Source organism: Priestia sp. P1_B12_1, assembly GCF_056406695.1.
The window spans coordinates 44,408-57,565 of the sequence record NZ_JBFTZR010000005.1; the positions used below are offsets into that span (position 1 = coordinate 44,408).

Annotated in this window: 9 protein-coding genes; 5 read left to right on the forward strand and 4 right to left on the reverse strand. The window is 37.0% G+C overall.

Translation table 11 applies throughout. The features are described from left to right. Window positions 1–11: 11 nt before the first annotated feature. Entirely contained in the window at window positions 12–1,460 is a 1,449-nt protein-coding gene (locus AC1D0Y_RS17385) for a sensor histidine kinase (RefSeq protein WP_060745907.1), read from the reverse strand. Further along, entirely contained in the window at window positions 1,457–2,140 is a 684-nt protein-coding gene (locus tag AC1D0Y_RS17390; RefSeq protein WP_028409748.1) for a response regulator transcription factor, read from the reverse strand. The genes AC1D0Y_RS17385 and AC1D0Y_RS17390 overlap by 4 nt, the downstream gene beginning before the upstream one ends. Window positions 2,141–2,368: 228 nt before the next feature. Between AC1D0Y_RS17390 and AC1D0Y_RS17395 the strand changes: the two genes are divergently transcribed. From AC1D0Y_RS17395 to AC1D0Y_RS17405, 3 genes are all read left to right on the forward strand, one after another. After that, complete coding sequence (locus tag AC1D0Y_RS17395; RefSeq protein WP_060745906.1) at window positions 2,369–3,406, forward strand: PepSY domain-containing protein; 1,038 nt, start codon at window positions 2,369–2,371, stop codon at window positions 3,404–3,406. A gap of 192 nt (window positions 3,407–3,598) precedes the next feature. Continuing rightward, window positions 3,599–4,798, forward strand: a complete 1,200-nt coding sequence (locus AC1D0Y_RS17400; RefSeq protein WP_060745905.1) for a class I SAM-dependent rRNA methyltransferase — start codon at window positions 3,599–3,601, stop codon at window positions 4,796–4,798. A gap of 275 nt (window positions 4,799–5,073) precedes the next feature. Then, the gene (locus AC1D0Y_RS17405) at window positions 5,074–6,507 is read left to right on the forward strand and encodes an anion permease (RefSeq protein ID WP_028411930.1); all 1,434 of its coding nucleotides are present in this window, start codon (window positions 5,074–5,076) and stop codon (window positions 6,505–6,507) included. Window positions 6,508–6,535: 28 nt separating this feature from the next. Here the strand turns inward: AC1D0Y_RS17405 and AC1D0Y_RS17410 are convergent, their stop codons facing one another. Further along, on the reverse strand, window positions 6,536–7,987 hold the full coding sequence (locus tag AC1D0Y_RS17410) for an alpha-amylase (RefSeq protein WP_014457695.1): 1,452 nt from the start codon (window positions 7,985–7,987) through the stop codon (window positions 6,536–6,538). A gap of 250 nt (window positions 7,988–8,237) precedes the next feature. Between AC1D0Y_RS17410 and AC1D0Y_RS17415 the strand changes: the two genes are divergently transcribed. Together AC1D0Y_RS17415 and AC1D0Y_RS17420 are read left to right on the forward strand one after the other, a co-directional pair. Further along, window positions 8,238–8,927, forward strand: coding sequence for a response regulator transcription factor (locus tag AC1D0Y_RS17415; protein ID WP_028409744.1), 690 nt, complete (start codon window positions 8,238–8,240; stop codon window positions 8,925–8,927). Continuing rightward, window positions 8,905–11,154: a sensor histidine kinase gene (locus AC1D0Y_RS17420; RefSeq protein ID WP_060745903.1), complete on the forward strand. Its 2,250-nt coding sequence runs from the start codon at window positions 8,905–8,907 to the stop codon at window positions 11,152–11,154. The genes AC1D0Y_RS17415 and AC1D0Y_RS17420 overlap by 23 nt, the downstream gene beginning before the upstream one ends. A gap of 327 nt (window positions 11,155–11,481) precedes the next feature. Here AC1D0Y_RS17420 and katA read toward each other — a convergent pair whose 3' ends face one another. Continuing rightward, a complete protein-coding gene (gene katA, locus AC1D0Y_RS17425; protein WP_013085535.1) occupies window positions 11,482–12,942 on the reverse strand; it encodes a catalase KatA in 1,461 nt (486 codons plus the stop codon). Window positions 12,943–13,158: the final 216 nt, after the last annotated feature.

The window sequence follows — 13,158 nt, forward strand, 5'->3', positions numbered from 1 at the left end:
AATCGTCTTTTTTACGTCAAGGGCAATACGATTTCAAAAGCAGTTCCTGCATTCAATTTGCTTTCTACACGTATTTTCCCCCCGTGCAGCTCTATAATAGATGCGCTAATGGCCAAGCCTAAGCCTGCTCCTCCATATGCCCGAGAGCGTGAAGCATCAGCTTTGTAAAATCGCTCAAATAAATGAGGAAGGTGTTCTTGAGGAATACCATGACCGTTATCTTGTATTATTAACGAAAGTTCTTTCTCATTTATTTTTCCTATCACTTGAATAACTCCCGTAGTTGGATTTGTATGCTGTACGGCGTTGGAAAATAAGTTTAAAACAACTTGTTTAAATTGATCTTTGTTAATGTCTGATGGTAAACGGCTTGGAAAGTCGAATAAAACCTTTCTGTTCCCCGCCAATAGTATGAGTTGAGGTTTCATATCTAAAATCAACTCATCTACAAAACAGTATTCTTTTTGAAACGGTGGAAGTTGATCAAGCTGAGCAAGAAGCAGAAGATCCTGAATAAGTTTGTGCAGTCTTTTGGACTCTCCATACATGCTTTTTAATGCGTCGTTTAATTGTTCTGGATTACTGCTAGCCCCTCTTAATAAAACTTCTAAAAAGCCGTGAATAGATGTAAGCGGCGTTCGCAGTTCATGCGAAGCATCCGCAACAAAACGCCGCATTTGTTCTTTGGCTTCTGTTTCTGCTTTAAATGCTTTTTCAAGACGTTCAAGCATTTCATTAATAGAAAGAGAAAGGCGATCCATTTCGATTTGTCCTTGATTAACAGGCAAGCGGTCATGTAAGCTTCCGGCATTAATATGCTCTACTTTTTTAGTAGTAGTAAACAAGGGGACTAACGTCTGTTTTAAAACAGAAGAAAAAACAAAAAAAGCAATGGTCATTGCGGTAAGTGAAAGCATTAAAAAGATGAGCATTTGTCTGATTAAGAGGTCTCTTAATGATTCTGTGGGAGTATTAATTTGAATAACTCCCTGTATTTCTCCATCAAAGATAATGGGTTTTAAAACAATGACTTGCTCTTGATGACCATCCATTTTTTTTATGAGGCTCGTCGTATTGTCCGGCTGGTTGCTGTTTTTCATTACTTGTTTGTATGCAGATGCAGAAAGCTTAGGGAAGTAAGAATGATGTGGATCCTTAGCCAGCCGTAAAAAGGTGCTTTTTTGATTGATAAAGGTAATATTAACGCCCGGGAAATAAACCATTGGTCTTGATGATTGTTTTACGTTCTGGCTTGTTTCAATATCGTGCTTCCAGACATCATCGGGAATCAAGTGAATTTGGTCTTCGATGCTTCTAATTTTATTTGTATAAATAAATTGCTTCATAAATACGTATTGAAAAACGCCTATCAGCATCAGTAAACTCAAAATAACGAGTAAACTTCTAGATAAAAGCTGAAGGCGAAGAGAGTTCAAATGAAAGAAACGTTCGTGCTTCATGAAATATCAATCCGGTAACCTACACCGCGAAGCGTTCGAATAACGGTTCGGCTATGGTCCTGTAATTTTTCTCTCAGTGATCGAATGTATACTTCAACAATGTTTTCTTCTCCTCCAAAATCATATCCCCACACTCGATCTAAAATGGTGGATTTACTTAGTACGAGACCGTGATTAATAACTAAGAATTTTAAGAGTGCATATTCAGTAGGGGATAAATCAAGTATGTGATTAAGGTATTTAATTTCTTTGCGGCGGTCATCAATTTTAAATGGACCGATGGATACTTCGTCTAATAAGTTGGGAAATTGATTACGGATTCTAGCTTGAATGCGCGCAAGAAGTTCTTCAAAACTGAAAGGTTTGACCATATAATCATCTGCTCCAATAGTCAGTCCCTTTACTCGATCGTCCACTTGATCTTTTGCTGTTAGCATGATGACAGCTATATTCCCCATTTTCTTTAACAAGCGGCATACTTCAAACCCATCCATTCCCGGAAGCATAACATCTACAATAGCAATATGAGGCTTGAATTCTTTGGCTATATTAATTCCTTCCATTCCGTCTTGAGCAGCTTTGATATCAAATCCTTCATTCGTTAAACCTAAAGATAAAAACTGTAAAATAGTTGGTTCGTCATCTATAAGCAAGACTTTAATTCCTTTTAGTTGATCCATCATGGTGAAAACTCCTTTGCTCCTCTACTTTCTATTATGCTTTTTTATCTGAAACAGCCCTGAATAAAAGCTGAAAGCAAGCTGAAAAATAGTAGCTATTCTTATATCTTCAGCTAACTTTAAGCTTCTATTCGTCTTATTCTCAGAAATCTTTTGCATAATGAACGGCGTACTAGATAAAACGCCATAGACGGAAAGTCTAATGGTGAAGGAGGAGGAAATGTAAGGATGATTAAATGGGCAAAAGTATTGTCTACATCTGCTTTAGGAGCTGCAGTTGCATTTAGCTCTATTACAACGAGTCACGCTGCAGAGATGAAGACAGCGAAAGCAGAGACAACTGAACATGTGAGTATCTCGCAAGCTCAGGCAAATGGTATTGCTCTGCAAGATTGTAAAGGGACGGTCACATCTACGGAATTTAAGCAAGAATCAAGGGTGTATGTGATTACAATTGCAACGAATAACCTTGAGCAAAGAATCGTAGAAGTAAGCGCAAGGACTGGAAAAGTAGTGAAGAAACAAGAAGTGAAGTTATGGACACAAAATCAAGTGAAAGAATCCATTTCTAAGCAGTATACAGGAGCGATTCAATCTATTACATTTAACAAAGAAACGAATGAATATACGTTAACTGTAGTAGATGGCAAAGTAGAATATACGCTAACCGTGGATGGTCTAACGGGGAAAGTCATTCATGAGAATAAAAAAGAGCTGCAGCTAATATCAGAGCAAAAAATAAAAGAAACAATTGTTAAACAATATAGTGGTTACGTATATAGTCTAGAGTTTAAAGAATCTGCTAGTCAGTATGTCGCAGTGATTCTTAAAGATAGCACTCAATATACGGTAACGTTAGATGCTTTCACAGGAAAAGTAGTTAATACTTCTCAGCAAGCAGTGAAGCTATTAACGAGACAAGATGCAAAAGATCTTGCATTGGCTACATATGCAGGTAAGGTGAAAATGGTAGAATATGATCAAAACGCAGCGATTTTCACAGTAAAAATAATCAAAGATAATACGGAATACACCGTTACAATCGATGCGGTTTCGGGTGAAATCACACATGTAAAACATGATAAGCTTCAGCCGTTAACGGAGACCGCTGTAAAAGTTCTTGCTTTAAAACATCAAGAAGGAAAAGTAGAGCATATTGAGCTTATAACAGAAAACTCAATAACTGTATACGTGGTGACTTTAGTGAGCGGAAGCAAGCAGCAGACGCTTAAGTTCGATGCTTATACGGGACAAGAGTGCTCATAATTTTTTATCTTAAAACATCAAACATACATTTCATTTTTCATTCATATCAAGCAGAGGGTGCTTCAAGGCATCTTCTGCTTTTCTATTTATAACTAGAAACGGGGCTGTTTATCTATGTTAAGATAAATGTAGATTATTGTTGTAAAATGGATAGAACTAGAATGAAATAAATTAAATAGATAGGGTGTACACATGAGAAAAGAAGTACAAGTTATAGCCAAAGAAGCTTTTATTAAAAAAGTGAACAAGGGTTATCCACTCATTGAAAAAGATGCGCTTGTTGATGGTCATAAACTGCAAGAAGAAGGCGTTATTATTAACTTAGTCACTCCCAAGAATCAATTTTTAGCCAAAGGCTATTATGGAAAACAAAACAAAGGCTACGGATGGATTCTTTCGAAAAAGAAAAATGAGCAAATTGACGCGGCGTTTTTTGCTAGAAAAATTCAGCAAGCTATTTCATCACGTCATGATTTTTATGCGTCTGAAGACACAACTGCTTTTCGCGTATTTAATAGTGAAGGTGACGGAATCGGCGGCTTAATTATTGATTATTATGACGGATATTACGTCATGAGTTGGTATAGTGAAGGAATTTATCGATTTAAAGAATACGTCATTGAAGCCTTAAAGTCTGCGCCTAATTTTAAAGGGCTGTACCAGAAAAAACGTTTTAACGTAAAAGGTCAGTATATTGAAGAAGATGATTTTGTAGCAGGGGATAAAGGTGAGTTCCCTCTTATTGTAAAAGAAAATGGTATTCGTTTTGCCGTTTACTTAAATGACGGAGCGATGGTTGGGGTCTTTTTAGATCAGCGAGACGTCCGTAAAACGATTCGAGATAAATATGCAAAAGGAAAGACCGTGCTAAATATGTTTTCGTATACAGGCGCATTTTCAGTGGCGGCCGCTCTTGGAGGAGCTGCGAAAACAACAAGTGTTGATTTAGCCAATCGCAGCTTGGCAAAAACAATTGAGCAATTTAGTGTAAATGGAATTGATCACGAAGCACAGGACATTATTGTAGAAGATGTTTTCAAGTATTTTAAATATGCGGTCAAGAAGAACATGACGTTTGATCTTGTGGTGCTAGATCCGCCGAGCTTTGCTAAGTCGAAAAAGCATACGTTCAGTGCAGCAAAAGACTACAAAGATTTATTAAAAGAAGCCATTGCTCTTACAAAGCCAAATGGTGTCATCGTAGCATCTACGAATGCAAGTAACTTTGATATGAAAAAATTCCATTCGTTTATTGAAAAAGCTTTTAATGAAAAAGGGGAACGCTACAAAATGATGGAGCAGTTCTCTCTTCCAGCTGATTTTAAAACAATAAAAGAATTTAAGTCAGGTGATTATCTCAAAGTCGTGTTTATTCAAAAAATAAATCGCTAAATACAAGGCTGCATGATGAACTCATGCAGCTTATTTATTGTGATGAAATAACGCTTACAAGCTATTTTGAAGGGAATAAAATGAAGGGAAAAGATAAATATTGTCAGTATGTATGATAAAATAATAAAGGAATTATGCTCAACACTTCACAAATTTACAATATCATCCTTACGAAACGTATTTTTACAATTATTTTATTTTAAATGGGATAAGTATTGGGTGTGAAGTAGAAAGAGCATACTACTATTATTAAAAAACATGAAAGGAGAAAGATTATGGCTGAAACAACAAAAAAGCCTGCCGGCGAAGTGAAATTTATTCCTTTATTAATTTGTCTGGCAATCGGACTTGTTTTATGGTTTATTACACCTCCGTCCGGACTTGATGTGAAGGCTTGGCACTTATTCGCTATTTTTGTGGCTACTATCGTAGGGCTTATCATTAAACCATTGCCATTGGGCAGTGTAGCTATTTTATCTTTAACCATTATTGTATTAACTAATACATTAACACTTGAACAATCGCTCAGCGGTTTTCAAAATACGACGATTTGGTTAATCGTTATTGCATTCTTTATTTCTAGAGGTTTTATTAAGACTGGTCTAGGAACAAGGGTTGCCTATATCTTCGTTCGTTTGTTCGGTAAAAAGACGTTGGGATTATCGTATTCTCTTATCGTAAGTGACTTGCTTTTATCACCTGCAATGCCGTCTAATACAGCACGAGCTGGAGGAATTATTCTTCCAATCATTCGTTCTTTATCCGAAACATACGGATCGAGAACTGGAGACGGTACGGAGCGCAGAGTCGGCGCTTTCTTAACAAAAGTATCGTTTCAAGGAGATATGATCACATCCGCTATGTTCGTAACAGCAATGGCGGCCAATCCTCTTGCGGTTAAAATGACGGAACAAATTACAGGCAAGACTATTTCATGGGTTGGCTGGGCAGCGGCTGCAATCGTACCTGGAATTATTAGTTTAATTGTTATTCCGCTTGTTATTTATAAGCTGTATCCGCCAGAATTAAAAGAAACGCCGGAAGCATCTGAAATTGCAGCAAAAAAATTAAATGAAATGGGTCCGCTAAAGAAAGAAGAATGGTACATGATTGGCGTATTTTTACTTCTTCTTGTGCTATGGATTTTTGGAGCTAATTTAAATATTAATGCAACAACAACTGCTTTTATTGGTCTATGTGCGCTGCTTTTAACGCAAGTGTTAAGCTGGTCAGACATCAAAAAAGAACAGGGAGCATGGGATACATTAGTCTGGTTTGCTGTTTTGGTTATGATGGCAACTTTCTTAAATGATCTAGGCATGATTCCTTGGTTCAGTGATCTGATGAAAGGCACTGTTAGCCATATGTCTTGGATGACGGCCTTGATTGTACTAGCTATTGCGTATTTTTATTCTCACTACTTTTTTGCAAGTAACACGGCTCACGTCAGCGCTATGTACGCAGCATTTTTATCTGTCATCGTGGCCGCTGGTGCGCCTCCGTTACTGTCAGCATTAATTTTAGCGTTCTTTAGCAATTTATTTGGCTGTTTAACTCACTACGGCAGTGGACCGGCCCCGGTGTTCTTCGGTAGTGGATATGTAACGCAGCAAAAATGGTGGTCGCTCGGCTTTTTAATTTCAATTATTCATATTATCATTTGGATTGGAATTGGCGGCTTGTGGTGGAAACTGCTAGGTCTATGGTAAAAAAACAGTGGCGCAGGCCACTGTTTTTTTATGCTTCAGCCCAAACGGATACAGAGCCGCCATTTACAGGGAACTGTCCGTAGCCATCTTCTTCAATCACAACTTGGTCCTCTCGGTTGTTTGTGAAGTCAATCCACGTTTGTCCACTTCGGTGTTCGCCGACGAACATTCTCTTTTCGCCATCTTCGCCGTTTGACATCACCACAGCGCATCCAGACTTCTCAAATTCCTCTACACCATGCCTTACCCATCCAATGGTATTCGGGTGATCAAAATAATCGTCTTGCTGGCCGTACGCTTTGTCATAGCGTACATGCAAGAGAGCGGAAATATCTTTTTCTTTTCCTTCAATTGGGTGCTCTCCGCCTATCCCAAAATAGTCTCCGTAAAACACACAAGGATAACCGTCTTCACGAAGTAAAATTAGAGCGTAAGCACTCTGTTTGAACCAATCTTCTACCCAAGATTCTAAAGATTCATTTGGCTGAGAGTCATGGTTATCTACAAATGTGACAACATTCAAAGGGTGAGTCTTGACTAATGTATCATCAAAAATCGTGGTTAAATCAAAATCTCTTCCTTGCTGAGAGGCTTCATGCAGTTTATAGTGCAGCGATACGTCAAACAAATCGATTTGATAATCAATCACGTCTAGGAATTCCTGACAGGCTGTTAACTCTGGATTCCAAAACTCTCCCACAAAATAAAAGGGCTTTTCTTGAGAAGAGGACAATTCGTGGGCAAACTCTTTAATAAAATCGTGGTTAATATGTTTAATGGCGTCTAATCGATAACCGTCGCACTGCAGAGTGTCTGCTAACCATTTTCCCCATTTGATCATTTCTTCTCGAACTTCAGGATGATCGTAATCAATATTAGCAAACATTAAATAATCGTAGTTGCCAAACTCTTGATCCACATTTTCGTTCCAGCTTTTGTTTTCTCCAGCAATACGAAAAACGCCTTCTTTTCCATTTTTATCATCGTAATCAGTGCCGTTAAAATGATTAAAGTTCCATTTGAAAGAAGAATATTGATCGCCGCGCCCTTCAAATGTAAACTTTGTCCACCCTTCAATTTCAAAAGGTTCAGAAATTTCTTCTGTTCGGTTCATGGGGTCCACTTCAATGACGTGGAACGTTTCTTTTTCATCTGCTGCAGCTTTATGGTTCATTACAATATCCACATAGACATTAATTCCATGATTATGACAGGCATCAATCGCTTCATGCAGCTCTTGCTTGGTTCCATACTTTGTACGAACGGTTCCTTTTTGATCAAATTCGCCAAGATCGTATAAGTCGTAAACGCCGTAGCCATTATCCTCTGATGAAACACCTTTTGTAACCGGGGGAATCCACACGGAATCAATTCCTTGTTCTTTTAGTTGAGGAGCGAGCTCTTTAAGGCGTTGCCAATGCTCGCCATCAGCTGGCACATGCCATTCGAAAAATTGCATAATTGTATGATTCCGTTCCAAGTTAAATCATCCTCCTTTTAAATAAAAAGATATAATCGCTCACGGATAGTTCTTTAGAATCAAATGAGGAATTGATTATATTTTTTCTTTTAACGTTCCTGTTATCCCTATTCTTTAAACCTTTTTCAACATATGAAGCTTAAGAAAATCTTAAGATTTCCCCTTCCTTTTTCTTAAGAAATGCAGTTTACAATAAAATCCATAGACGAAATGACCCATGATATACTTTTGAAAGGAGTGTGAGAAATCAATGAACGAATATGTGGTTTTAGTCGTAGACGATGAGCAAGAAATCCGTAATGGCATTGCTATTTATTTGAAAAATGAAGGCATTAAAGTCTTTACGGCCAAAGATGGAATCGAAGCCATAGAGATACTAAATAAAGAAAAAGTTCACTTAATTATTCTTGATATTATGATGCCAAGGCAAGACGGCATTTCAACGACGTTTAAAATCCGAGAACAAAAAAATATCCCGATTATTATGCTGAGCGCTAAAAGCGAAGATGCAGATAAAGTGCTCGGTCTGCAGGTAGGAGCAGATGATTATGTAACAAAACCTTTTAATCCATTAGAACTGATAGCTAGAGTTAAATCACAGTTAAGAAGATATGTAACATTAGGTACATATGAGGAAACAAAGACGATCCATATTCGAGGTCTTGTACTTGATATTGAGGCTAAGTCCGTCACTCTTGACGGGGTGTTCATTAAGCTGACTCCCATTGAGTATAAAATTGTAGAGTTATTAATGAAAAATGCAGGGAGAGTTTTTTCCATACATGATATTTATGAACGCGTATGGAATGAACCAGGCTACAACGCAGAAAATACAGTAGCGGTGCACATTCGAAAAATAAGAGAAAAAATCGAGATTGAACCGAAAAATCCGAGATATGTAAAGGTTGTGTGGGGACTTGGATATAAAATGGAAAAGTAGCGTCATTTCAGCTATAGGTATTATCTTGTTTTTATTTGGTTTAGGAGCAACTATTTCTTCTATTGGCAGCATGCATAATCTAGTAAAAGCAAACTACTTACAAAAAAGTACCTATGTAAAATCAGAAGACTTTCGAAAAGAAATAGATCGTTTTACAAATGATCTTTACCTTTTAGAATTGACATCCAAAAACAAGAATACCGTTCATGCAAATACGATAACAGAAGAAGAAATTGAGTCGTATCGATATGCAGAAGGAAACTTAACGGAACAAATACAAAACGTACAAGATAAATATGAAGAAAAAATAGAAGACGCTAAGCAGGCAAAGAGCAAAAACGTTGAAGCTGTCTATGTAAAGCAGCAGGATCTAGAAGTTAAAAATATTCAAAAAAAGTTTCAAGATGATCAATTCGTTCGAGAAGAAATAATGAAAAACAAAAAACTCGAAATGAAGAAACTATATGATGAAGCTTTTAATCGACAAAAAATATTATCTCAATATAAAAAAGACATCATGTATTATTTAAAAGACAGGAACACAAACAAAATATATACGAACATCCAAAACGCAGGCAAAGAAGATGTTAATCAATTAGTAAAACAGAAACATATATTGTATAAACATACTTATTCAGCTCAATCACCGCTGGTGTTCCAAGCAGATGAATATAAAAATTCATCGTTAAGCAGTGAGGTAGACTCAGAGATCCCAACCCGGTATTTAAAGCAGAAGTTTACGGGTATAATTGCTGTTCCTGAAAAAGAAACCTTCATTAGTCCTTTATTTGATGAATATAACTATTATCATCATCAAAATGTAGCGTTTCTCGTGTATGCATTTTCAGGGATACTAGCTCTGTTAATAGGTTACTTTATTTATAAAAAAACAATAACCGGACATTTAAAAGAAATAACAAGACAAACTGCAGTACAGAGGGTTTATAAAAAAATACCTTTAGATATTTGTATAATTGTTTTTCTTTTATACTCATTTTTTACATTAAGTCTAGTTCTGAACGGCTATCCTGCTTCTTTATTAGAATCATATAAGCATGTTGCTACGTTCTTCTTTTATATGATAGCAATATCTATAGCTATTTCCCTATGGGCACTTCAAGTATTTCTACTGTTTCAGCGTATGCGCACAATAGATGATATAAAAGAAGAATATAAAAGAGCGTGTGTTTACCAAGTAATTTATTTTCTTCAATCTATTTTTATTATCAGACATATTGGCATGCATATAATGGTTGTAGTACTGCTTTTAGTGTTTGCCGTGTTTGCTGTTGCAACTCTATTGACTAGTGGATCTATGTTTGCAGAACAAGTATCCATACTGTACTTAGCTATAGGCAGTGTTGTAGGAGTGGTTACTTTGATACTGCTTATGCTACGAGTTAATTATTTAAATAAAATTATTATTTCAATTGATCAAATCGCCGCAGCTGAGTGGACAGAGCTGTTACCTATCAAAGGAAAATCAGCTTTGACTCAAGCAGCGATAAATATAAATCATATCCAGCAGCAGATTCAAACATCTCAGCATGTTCAAGTTAAAAGTGAACGCTTGAAAACAGAGTTAATTACCAACGTCAGTCACGATTTAAGAACACCATTGACTTCTATTATGACATATACAGCGTTGCTAAAGTCGCAAGATCTTACTGCGGACGAACAACATGCTTACGTTGAAATTATTGACCGTAAATCAAAACGTTTACAGACACTTATTGATGATTTATTTGAAGTGTCAAAAATGGCAAGTGGAAATGTAGAATTGCATAAAGACAAAATTGATATTAACCAGCTTCTTCATCAGGCTTTAGCTGAATATAATGAAGCAATGGAAGATTCAACTCTGCAATTTCGTATTCAATCTCTCGAAAAGCCGATATTTGCTACTGTAGATGGTCAAAAATTATGGAGAGTATTTGACAATTTGATAGAGAATATATTGAAATATTCACTTGAACAAACGCGTGTCTATATTTCTGTTCAAGAAATAAACGAACAAGTGAAACTAACATTTAAAAATGTAAGTAAATATGAATTAAATGAGCAGGCAGATGAGCTGTTTGAACGATTTAAAAGAGGGGATACCTCAAGACAAACCGATGGCTCCGGACTTGGGTTAGCTATTGCTAAGTCAATTATTGATTTGCACGGAGGAGAACTGAATATTGAAATTGACGGAGATTTATTTAAAGTAACGATTATTCTTTAATGTGAGTGAATATAAACAGCATATCTAGTAAAAAAAGAGAAGCAACCTCATTATGCTGGTTGCTTCTCTTTTTTTAGCGTTCGTAATTTTATTCCGCAACCGCAAAGCGTACTGTGCTTTAGTACTTTTATTTCTCTATCACACTGATTACATCTTATTTCTTGTCCAATCATTTCTTCATCCCTTCCTCTTTTTACAAGAATTTAAATAAGTATCCATAAAATATGGATACTTATTTAGTGATAAAATGTTAAACTAATTGAGAATAAATGAGAATCTGAAATGAGAAAAATACCTTTATTTTTTCATTTAGAAAGACTAATAAATTTATTTTACTTGCTGCGGAACAGATAATCCTAAACCATCTGCAACGCGTGTTCCATACTCTGGATCCGCTTTGTAGAAGTGCTGAATTTGACGCAGTTTAATCTCTTCTTTTTCTACAGGCTTCATAGCTTCAACGATGTTTGCAACGAGTCGCGTACGCTCGTCTTCGCTTAGAAGGCGGTACAAGTCACCTGCTTGCGTGTAATGGTCGTTATGATCATATGCAACACTATCGGCAACGCCTGAAACAGGGTATGCCGCTTGTTTGTTTTCCTGTGATTCTGTTGGGCCGCCAAAGCTGTTTGGCTCATAATAAACAGAACGGCCGCCGTTATCGTCAAAGCGCATTTGGCCGTCACGCTGATAGTTATTTACTTCGCTGCGCGGACGGTTAATCGGTAGCGCTTGATGGTTAGCACCCACGCGGTAGCGATGTGCATCGCTGTATGCGAATAGTCGACCTTGCAGCATTTTATCAGGTGATACGTCAATTCCCGGCACAAGCGTTCCAGGTGAGAATGTAGCTTGCTCCACTTCGGCAAAATAATTTTCTGGATTGCGGTCTAAGACCATGCGACCTACTTCAATTAACGGGTAGTCTTTTTGTGACCAAACCTTTGTTACGTCAAACGGATCAAAGCGATACGTATCAGCATCTTCTAATGGCATAATCTGAACGTACAGCTTCCATGAAGGAAAATCGCCTTTTTCAATGGCATTAAATAAATCTTCAGTATGATAATCTGGATTTTCACCAGCTAGCTTTGCAGCTACGTCTGGAGACAGATTTTTTACGCCTTGCTCTGTTTTGAAGTGATATTTTACCCAAACGCCATCTCCTTCGGCATTAACCCATTTAAATGTGTGGCTGCCAAATCCATGCATATGGCGTAAAGTTGCGGGGATACCGCGGTCAGACATTAAAATAGAAACTTGATGCAAAGATTCAGGAGATAAAGACCAGAAATCCCAAACGGCCGTCGGGTTTTTTAAATGTGTGCGTGGATCGCGTTTTTGTGTATGAATAAAGTCAGGAAATTTAATCGCATCTCGGATGAAAAATACAGGTGTATTATTTCCGACTAAGTCGTAGTTTCCTTCTTCTGTATAAAATTTAACAGCAAATCCGCGAGGATCGCGAACGGTATCTGCTGAGCCGTTTTCACCAGCTACTGTTGAAAAGCGAGCAAATAGAGGTGTTCGTTTTCCTACTTCAGAAAGGAAAGCTGCTTTTGTATAGGATGAAACATCATTTGTCACTTCAAAATAGCCGTGGGCACCGGCGCCTTTTGCGTGTACGACGCGTTCAGGAACTCGCTCTCGGTTAAAATGGGCTAATTTCTCTAAAAGGTGAACATCTTGAATTAAAGTAGGTCCGCGTGAACCAGCGGTCATTGAATTTTGATTATCTCCAACCGGAGCTCCCCAACTAGTCGTTAGGTTATTCTTGTTTGTTGTCATCTTAGAACCACCTCTTATTTGAATTTTATTATGTTAGAAATAATAATAACATTTTTAAATAAAAAATCAATACTAAATTATAATTATTATAATTTAAAGTGTTAATTTTGAGATGTAGTCAGTGGGGATACGCATGTGGAATGTACGAACTATTTTAAAAATTTTCTGTATAGTATATTTAGTTTAATAATAAAAATGCCTGGTGTGCAATTATTT

Coding starts and splice junctions, on each gene's coding strand:
- AC1D0Y_RS17405 (WP_028411930.1), top strand. CDS start 5,074: ATGGCTGAAACAACAAAAAAGCCTGCCGGCGAAGTGAAATTTATTCCT.
- AC1D0Y_RS17385 (WP_060745907.1), bottom strand. CDS start 1,460: ATGAAGCACGAACGTTTCTTTCATTTGAACTCTCTTCGCCTTCAGCTT.
- katA (WP_013085535.1), bottom strand. CDS start 12,942: ATGACAACAAACAAGAATAACCTAACGACTAGTTGGGGAGCTCCGGTT.
- AC1D0Y_RS17390 (WP_028409748.1), bottom strand. CDS start 2,140: ATGGATCAACTAAAAGGAATTAAAGTCTTGCTTATAGATGACGAACCA.
- AC1D0Y_RS17395 (WP_060745906.1), top strand. CDS start 2,369: ATGATTAAATGGGCAAAAGTATTGTCTACATCTGCTTTAGGAGCTGCA.
- AC1D0Y_RS17415 (WP_028409744.1), top strand. CDS start 8,238: ATGAACGAATATGTGGTTTTAGTCGTAGACGATGAGCAAGAAATCCGT.
- AC1D0Y_RS17400 (WP_060745905.1), top strand. CDS start 3,599: ATGAGAAAAGAAGTACAAGTTATAGCCAAAGAAGCTTTTATTAAAAAA.